Source organism: Streptomyces sp. NPDC043878 (genome assembly GCF_056435735.1).
In genome coordinates this window covers 197189-220232 of the sequence record NZ_JBWKDW010000007.1, presented here as the reverse complement: position 1 = coordinate 220232, position 23044 = coordinate 197189, and the positions used below count along the sequence as shown (strand labels likewise).

The following is a 23044-nucleotide window of genomic DNA, read 5'->3' as shown; positions in this document are numbered from 1 at the left end:
CTGAGTGGCGGAAACTCCCATACTCGGGGCCTCGTCTGAACGAAGGACACGTCCGTGGCAACCCCTTCTCACCGCCGCCGTTCCCGTCCACCGCGCCGTACCGCATGGATCTCGGCCGTCGCCGTGGCGGCCGTGGCGCTCGTCGTGTCACTGGTCGTGGCCTTCCACCCCGGCGGTGAGGACGGCAAGCGCACCGCGGCCACCTCCGTGGCCGGGGCACGGGAGGCCGTGACGCCCAAGGCGTCGACGTCGGTGTCACCTTCGCCGTCACCGTCGGCATCCGAGACCCCGAAGAAGCGGGCCTCGGCGTCACCGGCCGCGAAGAAGAGCCGTAAGGCATCCCCGTCGCCCGCCAGGACCACCGCCTCGGCCCGGCCGGCGGCCGGGACCGCCGGCAGTACGGGGTCGGGCTCCGCGCCGCTCGCGGGACGCATCCGGCCCGGCACGACCTACCAGGGCGTCGCCACCCACTACGACGCGGGGACGGGCGACGGCGCCTGCTCGTTCGGTCCGAGCGCCACGATGATGGTCGCGGCGATGAACACGGCCGACTACGAGACGTCGAAGGCGTGCGGGGCGACCGTGCTGGTTCGCGCGGCGAGCGGCGCGTCGGTGACGGTCAGGATCGTCAACGAGTGCCCGGCGCCGTGCCGACCCGGCCAACTGGACCTCAGCAAGCAGGCGTTCGCCAAGCTCGCCGCGCTCTCGGCAGGTCAGATCCCGGTCAGCTGGAGCCTGCAGAGCCCGGCCACGTCGGAGCCGGTCGCGATCCGGTACAAGACCGGCTCCAGCCGCTACTGGTGCGGCATCCAGGCCCTCGACCACCGCAACCCGCTGGCCCGCCTGGAGGTCCGCACGGGTGGCGGCTGGCAGCAACTGCCCCGCACGGGCTACAACTACTTCCTGTCCGAGCAGGGCACCGGCTGCGGCGGCGCGATCAGGATCACGGACATCTACGGGCAGCAACTGACCTTCGAGTCCATCGCCTTGAGCCCGAACGTCATACAGAGGACCAGCGCCCAGTTCGCCGCGCGCTGACGCCTGGGGGGCTCCGCAGGACGCCCGGTCAGTGCGCGGCGAACTCGTACACCGCGAAGTCCGCCACCGGGCGGTACCCGATCCGCTGGTACGGGCCGTTGCTCGTGGGGTTCGCGAGGTCGGTGAAGAGCAGCACCTCCCGAGCTCCGGAGTCCCGGCTGGTCCGGCTCACCTCGGCGGTCACGGCACCCGCGTATGCCCGGCCCCGCAGTTCCGGTGGGGTGTAGACGGGGCCGACCCTCACTTGACCGGCCACTTCCGGGGTGACGCAGGCCAGCGAGACGGGGATGCCGTCCGAGGTCTCCCAGAAGGTGGCGCCGCCGTGGGCGATACGGGAGTCGGCCCAGGCGCCGCTGTCCTGGATGGTGCGCTCGCCGATGCTGATGGCGAACTCCTCGCACCAGCGGGCCAGTTGGTCCCGGTCAGCGGCGGTGGCGGTGCGCGGGGCTCCCGCGGGGGCAGGTGCCGGAACGGTCAACTCGGCCAGCCGGTGGAGGCGTTCGCGTCGGCACTGTCGGGGCTCGACCCCGGTACGCCGCTGCCAGGCACGGCTGAAGGCGGCAGCGGTGTCCCGCCCGGCGGAGACACCGGGAAGGCGGTGTCCGGCGGACGCCAGCGGGGCGGCGAGGGCGTCGGCCTGCTCATCGGTGAGCGGCGTGACGTTGATCCAGTGCGGCCGCACCCCGTCTGACAAGCCGAAACAGCCCACGAGGTGATCGGCAAGCCGTCACGTGGGGTCGAGGTTGGTGGAATACTCCGCGCCGGGAGGGACGAGGCATCCGAGTCGTTCGAGATGGTCATGCGTCCTGCTCGCCAATGCGGTGTTCGCCATCGAAATTCTGAATTCCTCCAGGATGCGCGAATATCCACGGATTGGATCATCTCCGGTGTTGAATGCATACCACCACTGACCATTCAAATACTTGGCGAGTTCGGCGGCCAGTGTTTCATCCCGATCCAGTCCGGACAGACGGGATGTCGTATCACGCAACTCGAGTACGTCCAGGGCGTGATCCATCATCTGTCGCGGTGTCATGGCAGGTATTCGCCTACCGGTCGCGTTGATCGTTGAATAGCCAATGGGACTGTCGAATCGGGACGAGCACCACACGTGCGCATTCGCAACGTAGCCCATGGGGCTGATTTTCCCCATTGCACCCGACACGCGGACACCCGGAATGCGCGCGACTGAATATAGGCCTTCGGCGACGCCTTCGCTCTCATTCAACACTCGCAGGCCGTCCTCATCCACGAAGAGCACACGGACATCGATCTCAACGCCCTCGCTGAAGGGGCTGCCGATAAGGAGTTCGCCGTACATGTAGCCCTGCCCGTGAAGTCCGCACGCAACGACGTCAGCATCGGTGAGCTTCGCGGACAGCACAGGAATACTTTGGCTGGCATGTGCTGTGTACCCGTAGTTGAGGAGCTTCACCTCAAGGGTGGCTGGATTCCGATTGGCGCCGTAGGCCACTACCGGAAAACGCTCGGAGAGTGTCGGAAGCCCGGAGTCGGCAAGAAATCGGTCGACCGGCACCGTGCTGCCGTCGAACACGATTTCATACCCCGCATCGAGCCTTGACTCGACAATGGGAAGCACAGCTCCGTCGAAATACATGTAGTGACCGGGGGGGCAGTCGCCGGGATAGCTCTCAGGAAACCGCCGGGCCGAAATCCAGTCTTTGGACGACGAAGGCCGCTGTCGGCCGTCGGAACGGGAAAGACCCAGGGCGGACCTACGTGAGTTGTGGGGCACAAGCAGCTCCTGATGATCAGACTGCGGGTTGGTGAGTTTAGCGCTCCCGCTGCGGAGCGCGGTTCACATTGCGCCAGGTTATTCCGGGACTCGATACTGCGACTTCACTGCGGACTAAACAGCAGTAGCGTTACGCTGCCACGTCCATTCAAGACGGTACGCGGTGCCTATGGGCAGCCACGAGCTGGCCTTGGGTAGGACTCGCCAGTACAGAAGCCTGCCGTTGTCGACAACCAACGGTCCATTACTCTGGCTCGTCTCCGTGTGGCCGCGTTCCCCGAGTCGAACCGTGCCCAACACCGAGCGGCAGGGCTTCCCCTGCGGGAAGACTATGATGATCGTCAATGATCGCGTCGGCCGCTCGATATGAGTCTCGAAATCCTCGCCACCGGCATCGTCAAAGGCTCCGCGGAAGGTCATTTCGTTCGTAATCCTGGTTGTGTTGCGGACCGCCAGGTGGTGGAGTAGAACAGAGACGACCTTGCACGCCGGGCGGTGTATCGACTCGTAGTCGGCCACGAAATGATTGTCGGTATGGCTGGTACATCGGCCTTCGAGCCCGCCGTTCGCGGCGTACCGAAATACCATCCCATTGCCCTTGTCGGATTCTCGGCGAATCAGGTATGAATCCGTCAGAACCGCTGTCCCGGGATTTGCCGGGTCACCCGTACCGCTTTCGGAGAGATCCAGGATCTTGACCACGTCCTGCACCGAGAAGGCGGCCCTCTCGTGGACGTTCCGGAATTCGATCGACTCGTGCCTCGGTAGCCGGGTGCGAGAATGGCTCCACGAGCGCTGCATAAGCGCGGCGACAATTGTTGCAGCCGCGGAGAGAATACCGAGCGCCACCGCTAGAATCATCGCTCACCCGTCGCGTACGGCGCACCGCTCGTAGCCGCCAGGCAGCTTCCACGCCTCGGTAAGCGCTCTATGATTTGCATGAGCATTTCCCCCCGGAAAGAACTTGGAGTTCATTTACCATTAAGCCCGCCACCCATATCGAGCTTTGGGTGATCATAACGCACGGTCCTCGTTGTAGGAATGCTTGTTTAAAGATCGACAGTGCGTTTGAAGACGAGCGGGCGAATGTGGTCCGCGGACGTCGGGTTCGGCCGGTTCGGTCGGGCCGGCGGTACCCCAACGGGCTGTTTCATAATGTTTTGACCGTGGCATGGTTGCCGGCCAGGGCGCATGGTCGGCAGAGGCGCGTTTTGTCCGCTTCCCGAGCCGGCCACCATCCATCTCTCCCGCAACGGTTCCAGATCGCGGCCACACGTCAGCCGGCAACTGACGGGACAACCCGGGCATCTCGCGGCTTTGCCGGGCCCTGGTCCTGGGGGTGGGTGCCCTCTGTCGTGGGGCCTGCCGCACGGTGCTCGTGATCTGTAGCCCCCGGAATACATCTCAGAGATGAGACCGGATCCGTCCTCACGGCGCCTCCGGCTCCGGGTCCGTGGTCAGGCGGCCGTGGCGGTGGGCGTCCCGGAAGGCGTCTCTGCGGTTCGCCTCCCACATCGCGCCGCGCAGGGTCCCCTCGTACCGGAAACCGCACCGCTCGGCGACCCGGCAAGACGCCTCATGGCCGAGGCCGTGGCTCAACTCCAGCCGGTGAAGGCCGACTTCGGTGAACGCCCAGTGGGCTGCGAGCAGCAGGGAGCGGGCGGCGACGTGCCGGCCACGGGCCTCGGGCAGGACCCAGTAGCCGACGATGCCGGAGCTGAAGATCCGGTCGATGGCGTTCACGGACACCTGCCCGAGGATCGTCCCGTCGCCGGCGTCCGTGACGCAGAAGGTCATCGCCCTTCCGGTCACGACGTCCGCGGCCCTGGCGTCGAGCGACGCCCGCGCGCTCGCGGTGTCGTCGATCGTCCTCAGCGGTGTGTTCCAGAGCAGGAAGTCCGGGTCGGTGTGCCCGCGCAGCCACGCGTCCACGTCGGTGGCGGACTCCGGGTCCCAGGAGCGCAGGGCCAGGCCGTGGCCGTGGAGACCGGTGGCGAGAGGGGCTGAGCGCGGCTCGCGGGTGTCGGTCATCCGGCCATTCAACACCTCGGGCCCCGTCGCGGCCTTCGAGGGTGAGGGGCACCGCCGTCACGCGGACCGGAACACCGGCACGCCCTCCCGGAAGGCGACCCGCAGTTCCAGCCCCGCCCGCGGCTCCCCGCCCTGCACCAGCTCGGTGGACATCCGCGGCCCCTCCGCGAGGTCGACCACGGCGGCGACGTACGGGACGCGCTCACCGAAGGGCGGCAGGTCGTTGCGGTGGACGACGGACCAGGTGTAGAGGGTGGCCCGACCGCTCGCGTCCTCCCAGGTCACGTCCTCGCTCCAGCAGAACGGGCAGAACTCCCGCGGGTAGTGGTGCGCCCGCCCGCACGCCCCGCACCGGCGCAGCAGCAGCCTCCCCTCGGCCGCCGCGTCCCAGTAGGTCCGCGTGAACGCGTCCGGTTCCGGCAGGTCGAAGCGTGCGTCCGGGCGCGCGCTCATCGGAACAACCCGACCGCGCTGTCGACCGACCACGTCTGCCACGACATCGCGAGCAGGGCGACGGCGGAGATCAGCGCCATCATCGCGTTCTGTCCCTGCTCGGCCCAGTCGTGGATCATGAGCGTGAAGTACAGGACGTTCAGCAGCAGCCCGCCGATCAGGGCGACGGGGGTCAGGAACCCCGCGACCAGGCCGAGGCCCACCGCGAGTTCCGCGTACACGACGACGTACGCCATCGTGCGCGGCCGGGGCGCGACCACGGTGTCGAAGCCGGAGCGCACCGCGGTCCACCGGTGCTTCGCCGCCAGGTCCGCCGCCCACGCGATGCCGGTGCCGCGTTCGAACCAGCCCTTCTTGTCCTTGTGGCGCCAGCTCTCCAGCCACCACAGGCCGACTCCGACGCGCAGCACGGCCAGCCACTGCGCCCCGGTGAGCCAGATCGTGTCCATGGGCCCTCCCGACACAACACACCACCGAATCTGACGGTACGTCAGTTCAGCTGACGGAGGCCGTCTTCCGCAACCCCCGCCACACACCGAAAGGCCGGAAGCGCGTCGTCCGCGCCCTCGGAACGCCCGGCTTTTCCTGTGCGCCGCCCGCGAAACTGTGCGTCCACAATGAATCGGACTGAATTGTTGGCAATGTTGGCGACACTTCATTACGTTCGCTTCCGCAAGGCCGAACGCGGCACCCGCCGTGGACAACCAGTGGACGACCGAGGGGCATCGCCGTGAAGCACCGGGCAGTGAAGCGCAGGACCGTCGTCATGGGGATCGGGGCCACCGCGGGTGTCGCGGCGGCCGGCGGCATCGCACTGAGCGCGCAGGCGGCCGGCGGCGGAAGCACCTCCGCGGCCTCCGGCGCCCTCGCCTTCGATCCCGACGGCTTCACGAAGCTGACGACCACCATCACCGACGCCGACGGCACCGACCACGCCGTGACCTACCACTTCTGGAAGGCCGTCACCTACGTCGCCAAGCCGGTCGACGAGACGTACCAGAGCCTGAACGTCAGCGTCCCCGTCGAGATCGACGGCACCGCCGTGGACGCGAGCGGCGCGCCCATCCTGTTCGCCAACTCCGTCGGCGGCTACCTGCCCTCCTCCGTCGCGGACGCGACCGGCGTCGGCGGTGGCGGCGCGACCGGCATACCGGGCGGCGGGGCCCCCTCCGCCTCCACGTCCGCCGCGCCCTCCGCCTCCGCCTCCAGCGGCGCCGGTTCCGGCGAGGTGCAGTCCGGCGGCAACGCGATGGTGAACGCCGGCGCGATGGTCAGCCTGCCGAAGCTCGCCCTGGCCGCCGGGTACGTCGTCGTGGAGCCGGGCGCCCGCGGCCGTACGCTCAAGAACGCCGACGGCGAGTACTACGGCGTCGCCCCGGCCGCGATCGTCGACCTCAAGGCCGCCGTCCGGTACGTCCGCGCCAACAAGGGCGTCATCCCGGGCGACACCGACCGGATCGTCTCCTCCGGCACCAGCGCGGGCGGCGCCCTGTCCTCCCTGCTGGGCGCCTCGGGCGACAGCAGGAGCTACGACACGTACCTCAGGGCGCTCGGCGCGGCCGACGCCTCCGACGCGATCTTCGCGACCGGCGCCTGGTGCCCGATCACCGACCTGGAGCACGCCGACGGCGCCTACGAGTGGAACTGGGGCTCCAACGTCACCGCGAGCACCGGCAAGGTCGTCGACCAGACGGTCTCCAAAGCGCTGCGGTCGCAGTTCGCCGAATACCAGGCGTCCCTGAAGCTGCGCGGCCTGAAGGGCTTCGGGCCGCTCACCGCCCGCAACTACGACGCGTACCTGGTCAAGCAGTACCTGGAGCCCTCGGCCACCACCTACCTGGCGGCCCTGTCGGCATCCGACCGGGCCGCCTACCTCGCCGCCAACACCTTCATCACCTGGTCCGGCGGCAGGGCCACCTTCTCCTGGGCCGACTTCCTCACCCACGTCGGCGCCCGCAAGAAGACCACCCCCGCCTTCGACGCCTTCGACCTGTCCGCCGGCGAGAACAACGAGTTCGGCAAGGGCACCACCGAGGCCCGCCACTTCACGGCGTACAGCCTCAGGAACGACACCACCGGCCTCACCGCCAGGCGCCTCGACAGCGACATCCCCGAGCTGCTGCGACTGATGAACCCGATGCACCACCTCGCCGAGGCGAACCCCGGCCGCTCCAGGCACTGGTGGATCCGCCTGGGCACCAAGGACTCCGACACCTCGCTGACGGTCTCCGCGAACATCGCGGCCGCCGCCGCCAACCTCGGCGACGACGTGAACCACCTCTACTACTGGGACGAGGGCCACGGCGCCAACACCGACCCCGGCGACTTCGTCAAGTGGATCGCCAAGGTCACCGGCTACAAGGGCGGGAAGGAGTAGCCGCCCCGCCGTCGCTCCCCCTCCCCCGAACGCGGTGGCGTCCGTCTCCCGTCACAGCCGGCGGGCGCCCACCGCCCGCGACGCCCGGCCCGGACCCGTCCGGGCCGGGCGTCGCCTTCTCCGCCGTCCGTCCACGACCAGGTGAGATACGTCACCGGTTCCACCCCGCTCTCCCCCAAGCGTGATCGATCCGCAACCAATTCCCATCTTGACCGAGACCCATCAACCACCTGCGTGATTACGCTCGCGCTCATGGCCGACTCCACAACGCCCTCCCCCGCGCCCGCTCACCAGGCGGACCGCCCCGTGTACGTCATCGGCGGCGGCCCGGGCGGCCTCGCCACCGCGTACGCGCTGCGCGCCCGGGGCGTGCGAGCCGTCGTACTGGAGCGATCCGACCACGTCGGGTCCTCGTGGCGGCGCCACTACGACCGGCTGCACCTGCACACCACCCGCCGGCTGTCGGCCCTGCCCGGACTGCCGATGCCCCGCCGGTTCGGACGGTGGGCGTCCCGCGACGACGTGGTGCGCTACCTGGAGAAGTACGCCGAGGTCCACGAACTGGAGATCGTGACCGGCGTCGAGGTCTCCCGCGTCGAGCGCTCCCCCGACGGCACCGGCTGGCTGCTGCGCGCGACCGGCGGGCGTGAGCTGACCGGCGCCGCGGTCGTCGTCGCCACCGGCTACAACCACACCCCGCACCTCCCGGACTGGCCCGGCCGCGACACGTACACCGGTGAACTGCTGCACGCCGGCGACTACCGCGACCCGCGGCCCCACGCCGGCCACGACGTCCTGGTCGTGGGCGTCGGCAACACCGGCGCGGAGATCGCCGTCGACCTGGTGGAGGGCGGGGCCTCCCGGGTGCGGCTGTCCGTCCGCACGGTCCCGCACATCGTGCGCCGCTCGACCGCGGGCTGGGCCGCGCAGTACACGGGCGTGCTCGTACGGCGGCTGCCCGTCCGCCTGGTGGACCGGCTGGCGCGGCTGATGGCGCGGCTCGCGGTGCCCGACCTGTCGGCCCAGGGGCTGCCCCGCCCCACCACCGGCCTCTACAGCCGGGTCAGGGAAGGGGCCATTCCGGTGCAGGACGTCGGCCTGATCAACGCCGTGCGCAAGGGGAGCGTCGAGGTCGTGGCCGCCGTGGAAGCCTTCGAGGACGGCAAGGTGGTCCTCGCCGACGGCGAACGCGTCGAACCGGACACCGTCATCGCCGCCACCGGCTACGTCCGCGCCCTGGAGGGCCTCGTCGGACACCTCGACGTGCTGGACGAGCAGGGCAGGCCCGTCACCCACGGCGCCCGCGCGCCGAGGAACGCCCCCGGCCTGTACTTCACCGGATTCACGACCCCCATCAGTGGCACCCTCCGCGAACTGGCCCTCGACGCCGAGAAGATCGCGAAGACGCTCACCAAGGCGGACGCCAAGGCAGGCGGCGGCCGGCTGTCCCGGCTGCCAGGCTGAGCCGCCGCGCTCCCGGCGGGCGCGAGGGCAGGGCGGGAGCGGGCGCGGGGCGGGAGCGGGCGCGGGGCGAGAGCGGGCGCGGGGCGGGAGCGAGAGCGGGCGCGGGGCGGGAGCGAGAGCGGGCGCGGGGCGGGAGCGAGAGCGGGCGCGGGGCGGGAGCGAGAGCGGGTGCGGGGCGGGCGCGAGAGCAGGGCGGGAGCGAGAGCAGGGCGGGAGCGAGAGCAGGGCGGGAGCGAGAGCAGGGCGGGAGCGAGAGCAGGGCGGGAGCGAGAGCAGGGCGGGAGCGGGGCGGGCGCGGAGGCGGAGGCGGAGGCGGAGGCGGAGGCGGAGGCGACCGGGCGTCCCCGAAGTCCCCTCGGCGCCCGCGACTGCCCCAACTCCCTTCCCTATCAATCTCGTTACTCCCGCGTCAGTTGTGCCGGGAGCGTTGTCCCGCGCCGTCGCACGGGGCCAGAATGTGAGCACTGCTCATCTTTCTGGCTCCGCCCCACCTCTCGCTCTCGACGGAGGACGCACGTGGCACGCGAAAGACAGCTCTCCCCCCGCACGGCCGACCGGCCCGACGCCCTGTCCCGGCGCACCCTGCTCGGCGGCGCCGCGGCGGCCGTCGGCGGGGCCGCCCTCACCGGCACCACGGCCGCCACCGCCTCCGCGGCCACCACCTCCGCCGCGGCGACCCGTGACGTGGACGTCGCGATCGTCGGCGGCGGTATCGCCGGACTCGTCGCGGCCCGCGACCTGGTGGCCGGCGGCAGGACCGTGGCCGTCCTGGAGGCCCGCGACCGCGTCGGCGGCCGGGTCGTGAACCTGCCGCTGGCCAACGGTGGTGTCACCGAGGGCGGCGGCGAGTTCATCGGCCCCACCCAGGACCGCATCAAGGCACTCGCCGACTCCCTGGGCGTGGCGACCTTCACGACCTACAACACCGGCAAGAACCTGCTCTACAAGGACGGCAAGAAGTCCCCCTACGCCACCGACGGACTGCTCGGCTCGGTCCCTCCGGTCGACGTCGCCGGGCTCGCCAACGCGGCCATCGTGCAGTCCTCGCTCGACGACATGGCCAGGCAGATCCCGCTCGACGCCCCCTGGACGGCCCCCAAGGCGGCCGAGTGGGACCGGCAGACCTTCGAGTCCTGGCTGAACGCCAACGCGGTCGTCCCGTCCGCCAAGTTCCTCCTCGACGTGGCCTGTACGTCGATCTTCTCCGCGCAGCCGCGTGAACTCTCCCTCCTCTACGTCCTCTTCTACATCGCCGCCGCCGGCAACGAGGCCCACCCCGGCACCCTGGAGCGGCTCACCGAGACCGCGGGCGGCGCGCAGGAGTCCCGCTTCGTCGGCGGCTCGCAGCAGGTGCCGGTCAAGCTCGCCGCCACCCTCGGCGACCGGGTGGTGCTGGGCGCGCCGGTGCGCTCGATCGACAGGTCGGGCAGCACGTACACGGTGACCGCCGACGGGATCACGGTGACCGCGCGCCGCGTGGTCGTCGCGCTGCCGCCGCCGCTGGCCGCGCGGATCTCCTACAGCCCGCTGCTGCCGGCCGCGCGCGACCAGCTGACCCAGCGGATGCCGATGGGGTCGATCGGCAAGGCCATCGCCGTCTACGACACCCCCTTCTGGCGGGCCGACGGACTCAACGGGCAGGTGGTCAGCGACACCGGTCTCGCCCGGTCGACGTTCGACAACTCGCCGCCCGACGCCTCCTACGGAGCGCTGATGGGCTTCATCGAGGCCGACGAGATGCGGGCGTACGACGCGGCGAGTTCCGACGAGGTCAGGGCGGCGGTCCTGAAGGACTACGCCGCCTACTTCGGGGACAGGGCCAAGTCACCCACCTCCTTCGTGCTGCAGCGCTGGGACAACGAGCGGTTCTCCCGGGGCGGACCGGTCGCCTTCGCGCCACCCGGGGTGCTGACGGAGTACGGGCCCGCTTTGCGCGAGCCGGTCGGGGGTATCCACTGGGCCGGGACCGAGACCTCCACCTACTGGAACGGGTTCATGGACGGGGCGGTCCGCTCGGGCGAGCGGGTGGCCAAGGAGGTGCTGGCGGCCCTGTGATCCGGCGCCGGACGGCCGGCCTGGCCGCCGGGTCTCCCAACTTTGCGTGCACAACTGTTCCTGACGCGCCGTCAGTTCGTTAATCTGACAGAGCGTCAGTTATTGGCTGTCACACAAACAGCGGGCGGACAGATGCTTGGATCAACCCACGGCACTCTCACCACCGACTCCCGCCGGGCCCGGGTCATCGCCTGTGGCGAGCAACCCGGGCCCGCCGTCCACGGCAGGCCGGCCGACGTCGACGACCTCGACGTCAGCGGCCGGCCGCTGTACGGCGACGTCCCGGATCTGGACCGCTTCTTCCGGCCGGAGTCCGTCGCCGTTGTCGGCGCCTCGGACGCCGAGGGGCGGCCGAACGCCGGTGTCACCCGGCAGCTGATCGCCTGGGCGGAGCGGGTCGGAGCCCGGTTGCACCCGGTGCATCCGAGCCGCCCGTCCGTCTTCGGCATCCCCTGCCTCCCCTCCGTCGCCGACCTGCCCGAACAGGTCGATCTCGCCGTACTGCTCGTCGCCGATCCGCTCCCCCTGATCGAGGAACTGGGCGAGGCCAAGGCGAGGTTCGCGGTGGTCTTCGCCGCCGGATTCGCCGAGACGGGCGAGGAGGGCGCGGCCGCCCAGGCCCGGCTCGCCGCCGCCGTGAAACGGTCCGGGACCCGGCTGCTGGGACCCAACACCAACCTCAACGCCTTCGAGCGGTTCCGGGACGACCTCGACGGACCGGCGATCGCCCTCATCACCCAGTCCGGGCACCAGGGGCGACCCGTCTTCGCCCTCCAGGAACTCGGCATCCGCCTCTCCCACTGGGCGCCCACCGGCAACGAGGCCGACCTGGAGACCGCCGACTTCATCTCCTACTTCGCCGAGCGGCCCGAGGTCGGCGCCATCGCCTGCTACGTCGAGGGGCTGAAGGACGGCCGTTCCTTCCTGCTCGCCGCCGACCGGGCCGCCCGGCGCGGGGTGCCGGTGGTCGCCGTCAAGGTCGGCCGCACCGAGACCGGCGCGCGCACCGCCGCCTCCCACACCGGCAAACTGACCGGCGCGGACGCGGTGGTGGACGCGGCGATGCGGCAGTACGGCGTGATCCGCGTCGACGGCCTCGACGAACTCCAGGACACCAGCGCCCTGCTGGCCCGGGCGAAGCCGCCCCGCGCCGACGGGGTCGTCGTCTATTCGATCTCGGGCGGCACCGGCGCGCACTTCGCGGACCTGGCGACCGGGGCGGGACTGCGGCTGCCCGTCCTGTCGCAGGCCAGGCAGGCGCAACTGCACCAGTGGATCCCCGAGTATCTCAACGTGGCCAACCCCGTCGACAACGGCGGCCATCCGGTCGGCGACCGGCGCGGGCGGCAGATCATCGACGCGATCCTCGACGACCCGGAGGTGGGCGTGCTGATCTGCCCGATCACCGGGCCCTTCCCGCCGCTCAGCGACAAGCTGGTCCAGGACCTGGTGGACGCGGCCGAGCACACGGACAAACTGGTGTGCGTGGTGTGGGGGTCGCCGGTCGGCACCGAGCCGGCGTACCGCGAGGTGCTGCTCGGCTCCTCGCGGGTGGCCACCTTCCGCACCGCGGCGAACTGCGTCACCGCCGTGCGTGCCTACCTCGGCCATCACCGCTTCGTGACGGGCTACCGCTCCCCCTTCGACGAGGCGGCCCGCGCGCTGTCGCCCTCCTTCCGCAAGGCGCGGGCGCTGATGCGGCCCGGGCAGCAGCTGAGCGAGCACGCGGCCAAGCAGTTGCTGCGGGCGTACGGCATCCGGGTGCCGCGCGAGCAGCTGGTGACGAGCGCGGCGGCGGCGGTACGGGCGGCCGGCCTGGTGGGCTACCCCGTGGTGATGAAGGCGTCCGGCGCGCAGATCGCCCACAAGACCGAGCTGGGCCTGGTGAAGATCGGGCTCACCTCGGCGAGCCAGGTCCGTGACGCCTACCGCGAACTGACCGACATCGCCCGCTACGAGGGGGTCGCGCTGGACGGCGTCCTGGTGTGCCAGATGGTGGAGCGGGGCGTCGAGATGGTCGTCGGCGTCACCCACGACGAGTTGTTCGGGCCGACGGTGACGGTGGGGCTCGGCGGGGTGCTCGTGGAGGTGCTGCGGGACGTGGCCGTGCGGGTGCCGCCCTTCGGTGAGAAGCAGGCGCGCGACATGCTGGAGGAACTGCGCGGGCGGCCCCTTCTCGACGGGGTCCGGGGACGCCCCCCGGCGGATCTCGACGCGCTGGTCGAGGTGGTTCTGCGGGTGGAGCGGATGGCACTGGAACTCGGCGACGAGCTCGCGGAGCTCGACATCAACCCGCTGATGGTGCTGCCCAGGGGACAGGGAGCCGTGGCCCTGGACGCGCTGGCGGTGTGCCGACCTGGCCCCGAACCGCGCGAACAGCGATAACCGGCTCCTGACCAGCGTCACCAAGAAGCGGAGCACCCCCATGACTGCCTCCCCCGCGAAGTCCGTCGAGAGCGGCGGGCCCGTCGAGCCCGCCGCGCCTGCCGAATCCGTCATGACGGAAAAGTCCGTCGATCAATTGGTACCGCACGCCACTGACAACCACGTCCGCCGCATCACCCTCAACCGGCCCGAGGCCCTCAACGCCCTCACCCCTGACCTGCGCGAACACCTCGTCCAGCTGTTCTCCGAGGCGTCCGCGGACCCGGACGTCCGGGCCGTCGTCCTCACCGGGAGCGGCCGCGGCTTCTGCGCGGGCGCGGACCTGCGGGGGGCCACCGGGGTCGGGGAGGGCGCGCCCGGTGACGTGGCCCGCACCATCCGGCTCGGCGCGCAGCGCCTGATCTCCGCGGTGCTCGACTGCGAGAAGCCGGTGGTCGCCGCCGTGAACGGCACGGCGGCGGGCCTCGGCGCGCATCTCGCGTTCGCCTGCGACCTCGTGCTCGCGGCGGAGTCCGCCCGGTTCATCGAGGTGTTCGTCCGGCGCGGACTGGTGCCGGACGGCGGTGGCGCCTATCTCCTGCCGCGGCTGATCGGCCCGCAGCGGGCGAAGGAGCTGATGTTCTTCGGGGACGCCCTCTCCGCGCCGGACGCCGAACGACTGGGTCTCGTCAACCGGGTACTGCCGGACGGGGAGCTGGACAGGACGGCCCGCGCGTGGGCCGAGCGGCTGGCCGCCGGTCCGACCCGGGCGCTCGTCCTGGCCAAGCAGCTCGTCAACGCCTCCCTCGACGGTGACCGCGCCACCGCCTTCGCCGCCGAGGCGGCCGCGCAGGAGATCAACATGACGACGGCGGACGCCCGCGAGGGAGTGGCGAGCTTCGTGGAGCGCCGGAGCCCCGAGTACAGGGGCCGCTGAGGCTTCCCATCTGACAGCCCGTCAGCTTCAATGGGGAGGTGATGGGACAAGCAGGCACAGCGGAAGCCGCCGTCCGCTACCTCAGGTCGGCCGGGATCGCGCCCGCTCCGGTGGACGCGCTGCCCCGCCCGGACCTGCGGTGCGTCGGCGCGGACGAGCGGGCGCCGGTCGCCCCCGCCGACTTCCGGCGCGTACTGGGAGCCTTCGCGACCGGCGTGACCGTCGTCACGGCACCGGCGGCTCGCGGCGAGGACTCCGCCGCGGGTCCCGCCGGCTTCGCCTGCCAGTCCTTCTCCGCGCTGTCCCTCGATCCGCCGCTGGTCGCCTTCATGGTCGGCCGTACGTCGGCGACCTGGCCCCGCATCGCGCGCGCGGGCGCCTTCTGCGTGAACGTCCTGGGCGCCCACCAGGGCGAACTGTGCCGGGGGTTCGCGGTCAGCGGCACGGACAAGTTCGCGGGCGTCGAGCACGACCCGGCGCCCGTCTCCGGCTCACCCCGCATCGCGGGCGCGCTCGCGTGGATCGACTGCACGATCCACGCGGTGCACACCGGCGGCGACCACCTGATCGTGGTGGGCCGGGTGGACGCCCTGGGCACGGGCGCCGAGGACGCGCCTCCCCTGCTGTTCCACCGGGGACGCTTCGTCTGATCCCGCCGGTGCTTCAGCCCGCCACCGCGAGCCGCCCCGCGGGCGCGGCCGGTCGCCGCCGGATCACCAGCGCCATCAGTGCCGCCGCCGCGCACAGCGCACCGGAGGCGTACCAGATCATGTCGTACGTCCCGAAGACGTCCCGCACGACTCCGCCGAGGAAGGCCACGAGCGCGGCGCCGACCTGGTGGGAGGCGAGGACCCAGCCGAAGACGATCGCGCTGTCCTCGCCGTACTGCTCCCGGCACAGCGCCACGGTCGGCGGGACGGTGGCGACCCAGTCGAGGCCGTAGAAGACGATGAAGAAGATCATCGGCGGGCGCACGCCCGGCGCGAGCAGCATCGGCAGGAAGAGCAGGGAGATGCCGCGCAGCGCGTAGTAGACGGCGAGCAGCCGGCGCGGCTCGTAGCGGTCGGTGAACCAGCCGGAGGCGACCGTGCCGACCACGTCGAACACGCCGATGACCGCGAGCAGTGAGGCCGCGGCGGTGACGGGCATCCCGTGGTCGTGGGCGGCGGGCACGAAGTGGGTCTGCACCAGGCCGTTGGTGGAGGCACCGCAGATCGCGAAGGTCCCGGCGAGCAGCCAGAAGGGGCCGGTGCGGGCCGCCCTGGACAGGACGGTGACCGCTCGGCGGGCGGCGCCGGCGACCGGGGCGGGCTTGGGGACGAACTCCTCGGCACCGTAGGGCGCGAGGCCCACGTCGGCCGGATGGTCGCGCAGCAGCAGCCAGACGAAGGGCACCACCGCGAGAGCGGCCAGGGCCACCGTGACGGCCGCCGGGCGCCAGTCGTGCGCCTCCACCATCCAGGACAGCAGCGGCAGGAAGATCAGCTGGCCGGAGGCGGACGCGGCGGTGAGGATGCCGGTGACCAGACCACGGCGCTGTGTGAACCAGCGGTTGGTGACCGTCGCGGCGAAGGCGAGCGCCATCGAACCCGAGCCGAGGCCCACCAGCACGCCCCAGCACAGCAGGAGCTGCCAGGCCGCCGTCATCCACACCGTCAGGCCGGAGCCGATCGCGATCACGGTGAGCGCGCCGGCGACGATCCGCCGGATGCCGAAGCGGTCCATGAGCGCGGCCGCGAAGGGCGCGGTGAGTCCGTACAACGCGAGGTTGACGGAGACGGCCGCGCCGATCGTGCCGTGCGACCAGCCGAACTCCCGGTGCAGGGGGTCGATGAGCAGCCCGGGCAGGGACCGGAAGGCGGCGGCGCCGATGATCGTCACGAAGGTGACGGCGGCGACGAACCAGGCGCGGTGGACACGGTGGGACCGGGGAGGCTCGGGTGCCGTCGTGGCGGCCGCGGCGTCGGTTGTCTGGGTCACGGGATAGAGCTTCGGTTCCCGGGCCGTTCCGAGCGAGTGGCCCGGAAGTCAGCATTCGTTAGGATCGGGCCATGGAATCGCCTTCCGGACCGGCCACGGGTTTCCGTCCGCACCGCGTCGTCGTCCTCGCCCTCGACGGCCTGCTCCCCTTCGAGCTGGGCATCCCGCACCGCATCTTCGGCCGCCCCACGGACGCCGAGGGGCGGCACCTGTACGAGGTCGTCACCTGCTCGGTCCGCCCGCCTGGCCCGGTCGAGACCGACGCCGACTTCGCCATCGACGTACGGCACGGCCCGGAGGCCCTGGCCACCGCGGACACCGTCGTCGTACCGGCGTCGTACGAACTGGGCCCGGTCTACGAGGAGGGCGTCCTCACCCCGGAACTGGCCGCCGCCCTCGCCCGCGTCCGGCCCGGCACCCGGCTCACCGCCATCTGCACCGGCGGATACGTCCTGGCCGCCGCCGGCCACCTCGACGGCCGCCCCGCGGCCACGCACTGGGCCGACGCCGACCGCTTCCAGCGGCTGTTCCCGCGGGTCCGGGTCGATCCGGACGTCCTGTTCATCGACGACGGCGACGTCCTGACCTCGGCGGGCGTCGCCGCCGGCATCGACCTGTGCCTGCACATGGTGCGCCGCGACCACGGCACGGCGGTCGCCAACGACGTGGCCCGCCGTACCGTCGTACCGCCGCACCGCGACGGCGGGCAGGCGCAGTACATCCACCGCCCGCTGCCCGAGCCGCAGCTGGCCACCACGACGGCCGCCCGCGCCTGGGCGCTGGGCCGGCTGCACGAACCGATCCAGCTGCGGGACATGGCCGAGCAGGAGGCCATGTCGGTGCGCACCTTCACCCGCCGCTTCCGCGAGGAGACCGGCGTGAGCCCCGGCCAGTGGCTCACCCAGCAGCGCGTGGAACGCGCCCGGCACCTTCTGGAGTCCACCGGCCTGTCCGTGGACCGCGTCGCCCGCGACGCCGGTTTCGGCACGGCCCAGTCCATGCGCCAGCACCTCCAGACGGCACTCGGCGTCACCCCGACGGCGTACCGCCGTACGTTCCGCACAGGCGACCTCGGGCCGGCGGCCGTCGGGAGCCGGCCGCGCCCCGAGGCCGCCCGGCGCGGCTAGTGCCGCGACAGGCAACGTCCGCCCCGCCGCGGCACTAGAACGTCAGCACCCCCCGCGCCACCCGTCCCGCCTCCGCGTCCGCCGCCGCCTTCTCGAAGTCCTCCACCGGGTACGTGCGGGTGACCAGTTCGTCGAGGAGGAGGCGGCCCTCACGGTAGAGGTCGGCGTACAGGGCGATGTCGCGCTGGGGGCGGGAGGAGCCGTAGCGGCAGCCCAGGACCGACTTGTCCAGGTACATCGACGAGACGAGGAAGGACGCCTCGGCCGTCGCCGGGGGCACGCCGAGGAGGATCGCCTGGCCGTGCCGGTCGAGGAGGTCGATCGCCTGGCGGATCAGTTCGACCCGGCCGACGCACTCGAAGGCGTGGTCCACGCCCGTGGGCAGCAGGTCCCGCACGCCCTCGGTCGAGGTCAGGAAGTCGGTCGCGCCGAACCGCCGGGCCACCTCCTCCTTCGCCGGATTCGCGTCCACGGCGACGATCCGCAGGGCGCCCGCGATCCGCGCGCCCTGGAGGACGTTCAGCCCGATGCCGCCGGTGCCGATCACCAGCACGCTGTCCCCGCGGTCCACCCTGGCCCGGTTGAGCACGGCGCCCACCCCGGTCAGCACTCCGCAGCCGATCAGCGCGGCGGACGGCATCGGGATGTCGTCGGGGACGCGCACCGCCTGGACCGCCCTGACCACCGTGCGTTCGGCGAAGGCCGAGTTGGAGGCGAACTGGTACACCGGCTGCCCGGCCCGGGTGAAGGGCTGTCCCGGGCGCCCGATCGCCTTCCGGCACATCGTGGGCCGGCCGCGGTCGCACTCCGCGCAGGTGCCGCAGTTCGCGAGCGTGGACAGCGAGACGTGGTCGCCCGGCGCCACATGGGTGACGCCCACACCCACGGCCTCGACGACCCCCGCACCCTCATGGCCCAGCACCACAGGAACCGGGAAAGGTATGGTGCCGTCCACCACGGACAGGTCGCTGTGGCACAGTCCGGCCGCCGAGATCGCGACCTGCACCTCACCGGGCCCCGGGTCCCGCACCGCCAGATCGTCCACGACGTCGATCCGCTTCCCGTCGTACACCACGCCTCGCATCACACGGCCCCCTCAGACCCTGGGTTCTCTCGGCAGGCCGAGCACGCGCTCGGCGATGATCGTGCGCTGGATCTGGTCCGAGCCGCCGTAGATCGTGTCGGCCCGGGAGAAGAGGAACAGGTGCTGGAGCGCGTCGAGTTCGTACGGCGCCGAGGGTGTCCAGTCGGCCGGCCCGACGCCCGCCGCCGCGCCCCGGACCTGCATCGCCAGCTCGCCGAGCCGCTGGTGCCAGCCCGCCCACAGCAGCTTGGCCACGCTGGGCGCGCCCGCGTCGCCCGAGCCGCCCAGGGTGCGCAGCGCGTTCCAGCGCATCGTGCGCAGCTCGGCCCACTGGCGGACGATCCGGTCCCGTACGACGGGATCGCCGGCCGCGCCCGTCGCGACGGCGGTCCGCACCACCCGCCCGAGTTCCTCGGCGAAGCCGATCTGCTGGGCGAGGGTGGACACCCCCCGTTCGAAGCCGAGCAGGCTCATCGCGACCTGCCAGCCCGCGCCCTCGCCGCCCACGACGTGCTCCGCGCGGGCCCCGTCGAAGAAGACCTCGTTGAAGTCGCTGGTGCCGGTCAGCTGCCGGATGGGCCGGACCTCGACCAGGCCGGGCTGGTCCATCGGGACGAGCAGGAAGCTGAGCCCGTGGTGGCGCCTGGACCCCGGCTCGGTCCGGGCGAGCACGAAGCACCAGTCCGCCTCGTGGGCGAGCGAGGTCCAGATCTTCTGCCCGGTGACGCGGTAGGTCCCCTTCGCCTCGCGTACGGCGGTGGTGCGCAGTCCGGCCAGGTCGGAGCCGGCGCCCGGTTCGCTGTAGCCCTGGCACCAGAGTTCCTCACCGGCGGCGATCGGGGGCAGGAACCGGGCCCGCTGGTCGTCGCTGCCGTGGGCGAGGAGGGTGGGCGCGAGGAGGTTCTCGCCGATGTGCCCGGAGCGCGGGGGCGCGGGCGAGCGGGCGTACTCCTCGGCCCAGGCGACCTGTTGGGTGAGGGTGGCGGTGCGGTTGCCGTAGCCGTCGCGCGGCCAGCCCAGGCCGATCCAGCCGGCCTTGCCGAGGGTGCGCTCCCAGGTGCGGCGGTCCTGGCCGGGGTCGGCGTGTGCGGCCAGCCAGGTCCTCGCCTCCGCGCGGAAGGTCTCGTCCTCGTGCATGAATCCGAAGTCCACGACTGCCGCCTCACGTTGACTGGAAGGTGCCCGTTCCCGCCGTCGGGTGCTCAGGTGTTGGGCCGCGTCCCCTCGCGTGCCGCCCGCTCCATCGCCGCGACCCTCTCCAGCAGCGGCATCGGGTCCGTGCCGACAGTGCCGGGCAGGAGGTCGGCGATCCGCTCCGGGGTCCAGGAGCCCTCCGCGTACGCGGCGCGCAGTTCCCTCGGCTGGGCCCACACGGCGAGCTTGGGACCGGCGATCGTGTACACCTGGCCGGTGATCCGCTGCTCCCGCGCCCGCTCCGACAGCAGGTAGACGACCAGCGCGGCCACGTCCTCCGGCTCCCCGATCTCGGTGAGTTCCATGGGGACACCGGCCGACATCCGGGTCCGGGCGACCGGCGCGACCGCGTTGGCGGTGACCCCGTACTTGTGCAGGCCGAGCGCCGCGCTGCGCACCAGGGAGATGATCCCGCCCTTCGCGGCGCTGTAGTTGGCCTGCGACACCGAGCCCTGGTGGTTGCCGCTGGTGAAGCCGATCAGGGTGCCGGAGCGCTGGGTGCGCATCACCGCCGACGCGGCCCGGAACACCGTGAACGTGCCCTTGAGGTGGGTGGCCACGACCGGGTCCCACTCCTCCTCGGCCATGTTGAACAGCATCCGCTCGCGCAGGATGCCGGCCACGCACACGGCGCCGTCGAGCCGCCCGTACGACGACAGCGCCACGTCGACGATCCGCTGCCCGCCCGCCATCGTGGAGACGTCGTCGGCGACCGCGACCGCCTCGCCGCCCGCCGCCACGATCTCCTTGACGACGGCCTCGGCCACCTCGCTGGCCGGTGACGCGCCGTCCACCCCCACGCCGTAGTCGTTGACGACGACGCGCGCGCCCTCGGCCGCCGCGGCCAGCGCGACCGCGCGGCCGATGCCCCGGCCGGCACCCGTCACGGCCACGACCCTGCCTGCCAAGAAGTTCCCCACGCCGGCCCCTTCCCGCGGTTTCTGACGGACCGTTAGATTTTATGTCCCGGCAGACGGCCGGAGACAAGCCCCGGGGAGGACAGATGTCGCCGCCCGCGCTCCATCCCGCGTTCCACGACATGGCCAAGCGCGTGAACAACTGGGGGCGTTGGGGGGCGGACGACGAGATCGGCACCCTCAACCTGATCACCGACGAGGTCGTCCGCGAGGCCGCCGCCTGCGTCCGGACCGGCCGCCGGGTCCCGCTGGCCCTCCCCTTGCGGCAGGACGGCGTGCAGACCGGGATGATCCCGGGACGGGTCAACCCCCTGCACGCGATGGTGCAGATCAACCAGGAGATCTTCGGTCCCGGCACCGTGGCGTGCAGCGACGACGCCGTGACCATGGGACTGCAGGCCGCCACCCACTGGGACGCGCTCACCCACGTCTCGCACTCGGGCCGGATCTACAACGGCCGCCCGGCCGCCACCATCACCCCGCACGGCGGCGCCGAGTTCAGCGGTATCGACAAGGCGCGGCACGTGGTCTCGCGCGGGGTCCTGCTCGACGTGGCACGCGCGCGGGGCGTGGACCGGCTCGCCGGCGGTCACGCCGTGACCCCGGAGGACCTGGAGGCCGCCGAGGAGTTCGCCGGTGTCCGCGTACGCGCCGGAGACATCGTGCTCGTACGGACCGGGCAGATCCAGGTCTACCTCGCCGGGGACCGGGACGCGTACGGCTATCCGTCGCCGGGGCTCTCGATCGGCACCCCGGAGTGGTTCCACGCGCGCGATGTCGCGGCGGTCGCCAACGACACGCTGACCTTTGAGATATTTCCGCCCGAAATAGAGGACTTGTGGCTGCCGGTGCACGCGCTCGACCTCGTGGAGATGGGGATGCTCCAGGGCCAGAACTGGAATCTCGAAAAGTTGTCCACAGCCTGTGGAGAAGCGGGGCGGTACGCGTTCCTGCTGTCGGCGATGCCCGAACCCTTCGTCGGCGCGACCGGAACACCGGTGGCACCCGTCGCCGTTCTGTGACGGCGACACCCTCCGGCATCCGGCGGTCGCCCGTGTGACGCGTCGGACGGCGGTGCGCATTCCCCCACCCCGTCCGCGCCCGGCCGGCAAGTGCCCCCCACCCGCCCCGAGCACGGCGCCGCGCACCGCCATCCGACTCCGGCGTACCGCCCCGACTCCACCTGGCCCCGCGGGAGCCGACGCCGAATCACGACCCACACTCGCCGAGGGTTCCCGTCACCGGAACCCTCGTCGTCCCCTCGCGGTGAATCGCCGACCACAAGCGTGATCAAACGGACAGGTCACGTCAACACCCGATCGGTGATTAGTCGGTTACACGCCTTTTGCCACGGGCGCGCACGGAAGCACATCCCGGCGCATCACTGCCCGGCCGGCCCGGGATTCGCCGGGCGGCTGCATCCGTGCCCCCGGCCGCGCCGTACCGCGGCGCGCGGAGAACGGACCGGGACGGGCGGCCGGAACACCGGTCACACGACCTCGAACGCCAGCCCCTCGTAGGCGGACGCGGACGCCGGGACGGGTCCGGACGCCGACGCGGCACCGCCGTAGGCCGCCGCGGGCTCCCGTGCCGGTGTACGGCGGTCCAGTTCGCACCAGATGCGTTTGCCGGCACCCTCGGGGCTCCAGCCCCAGCGGTCGGCGAGGCCGTCGACCAGGGCGAGCCCGCGACCGCCGGTCTCCTCGCCGTCCGCGCACCGGGGCACCGGGGCCCGGCAGCTGGAGTCGGCCACTTCGAGGCGTACGGTGGCCGGCTCCTCCGCCCCGTCGGGCAGGGACAGCCGCAGGACGGCCGGACAGCCGGTGTGCACCACGGCGTTGGTGACGAGTTCGGACACGAGCAGGATCACGATCTCGGCGAGGGATTCGTCGGCCTCTATGCCGGACCCGGCGAGCCGGGAGCGGGTCCACCGCCGCGCTCGCCCCACCTCAGCGGGGTCGGGCCGGACTTCCAGCTGCACTTGGAGCACCTGCACCGCTCACACCATCCGAACCGGCGGACACATAGCCTCGCGCCTCACGAGGGCCACGATCGTAGCCATTTTTTGCATGACCAGAACAACGGCCAGAGCCAGGGTCACTGAACGTGAGTCCCTTACGCGACAGCATGGTTGACGCACAGTCACCCCAACAAGCGCTTCGGGCATATTCCAGCGCGAAGGAGTACCCGTGCGGGATACTGTGCGACGCTCGTCGCGGGGAGTCGAACAGGTGGGGGCCGCGGGCCCTCTCACCGGGCGAGGAACG

Annotated in this window: 20 protein-coding genes; 9 read left to right on the top strand and 11 right to left on the bottom strand. The window is 71.6% G+C overall.

Going from position 1 to position 23044, the window contains the following annotated elements; all coding sequences use genetic code 11:
* Positions 1–54 precede the first annotated feature (54 nt).
* Positions 55–1038 (top strand): expansin EXLX1 family cellulose-binding protein, encoded by a 984-nt coding sequence (locus AC07AZ_RS12750; protein ID WP_478846764.1) that lies wholly within the window; start codon positions 55–57, stop codon positions 1036–1038.
* 28 nt (positions 1039–1066) lie between these two features.
* Here AC07AZ_RS12750 and AC07AZ_RS12745 read toward each other — a convergent pair whose 3' ends face one another.
* The 6 genes from AC07AZ_RS12745 to AC07AZ_RS12720 all read right to left on the bottom strand — a co-directional run bounded on the left by AC07AZ_RS12745 (position 1067) and on the right by AC07AZ_RS12720 (position 5727).
* Positions 1067–1732 (bottom strand): GNAT family N-acetyltransferase, encoded by a 666-nt coding sequence (locus tag AC07AZ_RS12745; protein ID WP_478846762.1) that lies wholly within the window; start codon positions 1730–1732, stop codon positions 1067–1069.
* Between the two features lie 33 nt (positions 1733–1765).
* Positions 1766–2656, bottom strand: coding sequence for a hypothetical protein (locus AC07AZ_RS12740; RefSeq protein ID WP_478846760.1), 891 nt, complete (start codon positions 2654–2656; stop codon positions 1766–1768).
* A 252-nt stretch (positions 2657–2908) separates the two neighbouring features.
* Entirely contained in the window at positions 2909–3643 is a 735-nt protein-coding gene (locus AC07AZ_RS12735; protein WP_478846758.1) for a hypothetical protein, read from the bottom strand.
* Positions 3644–4222: 579 nt separating this feature from the next.
* Complete coding sequence (locus AC07AZ_RS12730) at positions 4223–4825, bottom strand: GNAT family N-acetyltransferase (RefSeq protein WP_478846756.1); 603 nt, start codon at positions 4823–4825, stop codon at positions 4223–4225.
* A gap of 57 nt (positions 4826–4882) precedes the next feature.
* A complete protein-coding gene (locus AC07AZ_RS12725) occupies positions 4883–5278 on the bottom strand; it encodes a Zn-ribbon domain-containing OB-fold protein (protein ID WP_478846754.1) in 396 nt (131 codons plus the stop codon).
* Positions 5275–5727, bottom strand: a complete 453-nt coding sequence (locus AC07AZ_RS12720) for a DoxX family protein (protein WP_478846752.1) — start codon at positions 5725–5727, stop codon at positions 5275–5277. Before AC07AZ_RS12720 ends, AC07AZ_RS12725 begins: the two co-directional genes overlap by 4 nt.
* 317 nt (positions 5728–6044) lie before the next feature.
* On the opposite strand from AC07AZ_RS12720, the gene AC07AZ_RS12715 reads away from it, so the two are divergent.
* The 6 genes from AC07AZ_RS12715 (at position 6045) to AC07AZ_RS12690 (ending at position 15125) form a co-directional block, all read left to right on the top strand.
* On the top strand, positions 6045–7655 hold the full coding sequence (locus tag AC07AZ_RS12715) for a subtype B tannase (protein ID WP_478846905.1): 1611 nt from the start codon (positions 6045–6047) through the stop codon (positions 7653–7655).
* Positions 7656–7907: 252 nt separating this feature from the next.
* On the top strand, positions 7908–9119 hold the full coding sequence (locus AC07AZ_RS12710) for a flavin-containing monooxygenase (protein WP_478846750.1): 1212 nt from the start codon (positions 7908–7910) through the stop codon (positions 9117–9119).
* Positions 9120–9635: 516 nt separating this feature from the next.
* Positions 9636–11174, top strand: coding sequence for a flavin monoamine oxidase family protein (locus tag AC07AZ_RS12705; RefSeq protein WP_478846748.1), 1539 nt, complete (start codon positions 9636–9638; stop codon positions 11172–11174).
* A 132-nt stretch (positions 11175–11306) separates the two neighbouring features.
* Positions 11307–13559, top strand: a complete 2253-nt coding sequence (locus AC07AZ_RS12700; RefSeq protein WP_478846746.1) for an acetate--CoA ligase family protein — start codon at positions 11307–11309, stop codon at positions 13557–13559.
* A gap of 40 nt (positions 13560–13599) precedes the next feature.
* Positions 13600–14475, top strand: coding sequence for an enoyl-CoA hydratase/isomerase family protein (locus AC07AZ_RS12695; protein ID WP_478846744.1), 876 nt, complete (start codon positions 13600–13602; stop codon positions 14473–14475).
* Between the two features lie 41 nt (positions 14476–14516).
* A complete protein-coding gene (locus tag AC07AZ_RS12690) occupies positions 14517–15125 on the top strand; it encodes a flavin reductase family protein (protein ID WP_478846742.1) in 609 nt (202 codons plus the stop codon).
* A 13-nt stretch (positions 15126–15138) separates the two neighbouring features.
* Here the strand turns inward: AC07AZ_RS12690 and AC07AZ_RS12685 are convergent, their stop codons facing one another.
* Entirely contained in the window at positions 15139–16455 is a 1317-nt protein-coding gene (locus AC07AZ_RS12685; protein WP_478846740.1) for an MFS transporter, read from the bottom strand.
* Positions 16456–16526: 71 nt separating this feature from the next.
* Between AC07AZ_RS12685 and AC07AZ_RS12680 the strand changes: the two genes are divergently transcribed.
* Positions 16527–17582 (top strand): GlxA family transcriptional regulator, encoded by a 1056-nt coding sequence (locus tag AC07AZ_RS12680; RefSeq protein ID WP_478846738.1) that lies wholly within the window; start codon positions 16527–16529, stop codon positions 17580–17582.
* A gap of 34 nt (positions 17583–17616) precedes the next feature.
* On the opposite strand, the gene AC07AZ_RS12675 is transcribed toward AC07AZ_RS12680, so the two are convergent.
* The 3 genes from AC07AZ_RS12675 to AC07AZ_RS12665 are packed head-to-tail and all read right to left on the bottom strand — an operon-like array spanning position 17617 to position 20780.
* Positions 17617–18666, bottom strand: a complete 1050-nt coding sequence (locus AC07AZ_RS12675; protein WP_478846736.1) for an alcohol dehydrogenase catalytic domain-containing protein — start codon at positions 18664–18666, stop codon at positions 17617–17619.
* 12 nt (positions 18667–18678) lie between these two features.
* Positions 18679–19818: an acyl-CoA dehydrogenase family protein gene (locus AC07AZ_RS12670; RefSeq protein WP_478846734.1), complete on the bottom strand. Its 1140-nt coding sequence runs from the start codon at positions 19816–19818 to the stop codon at positions 18679–18681.
* 50 nt (positions 19819–19868) lie between these two features.
* Positions 19869–20780 carry an SDR family oxidoreductase gene (locus AC07AZ_RS12665; protein ID WP_478846732.1) on the bottom strand — a complete coding sequence of 304 codons (912 nt, stop codon included), beginning with the start codon at positions 20778–20780 and terminating at the stop codon, positions 19869–19871.
* Between the two features lie 83 nt (positions 20781–20863).
* On the opposite strand from AC07AZ_RS12665, the gene AC07AZ_RS12660 reads away from it, so the two are divergent.
* Entirely contained in the window at positions 20864–21799 is a 936-nt protein-coding gene (locus AC07AZ_RS12660; protein WP_478846730.1) for a cyclase family protein, read from the top strand.
* A gap of 467 nt (positions 21800–22266) precedes the next feature.
* Here the strand turns inward: AC07AZ_RS12660 and AC07AZ_RS12655 are convergent, their stop codons facing one another.
* The gene (locus AC07AZ_RS12655; protein ID WP_478846728.1) at positions 22267–22758 is read right to left on the bottom strand and encodes an ATP-binding protein; all 492 of its coding nucleotides are present in this window, start codon (positions 22756–22758) and stop codon (positions 22267–22269) included.
* Positions 22759–23044: the final 286 nt, after the last annotated feature.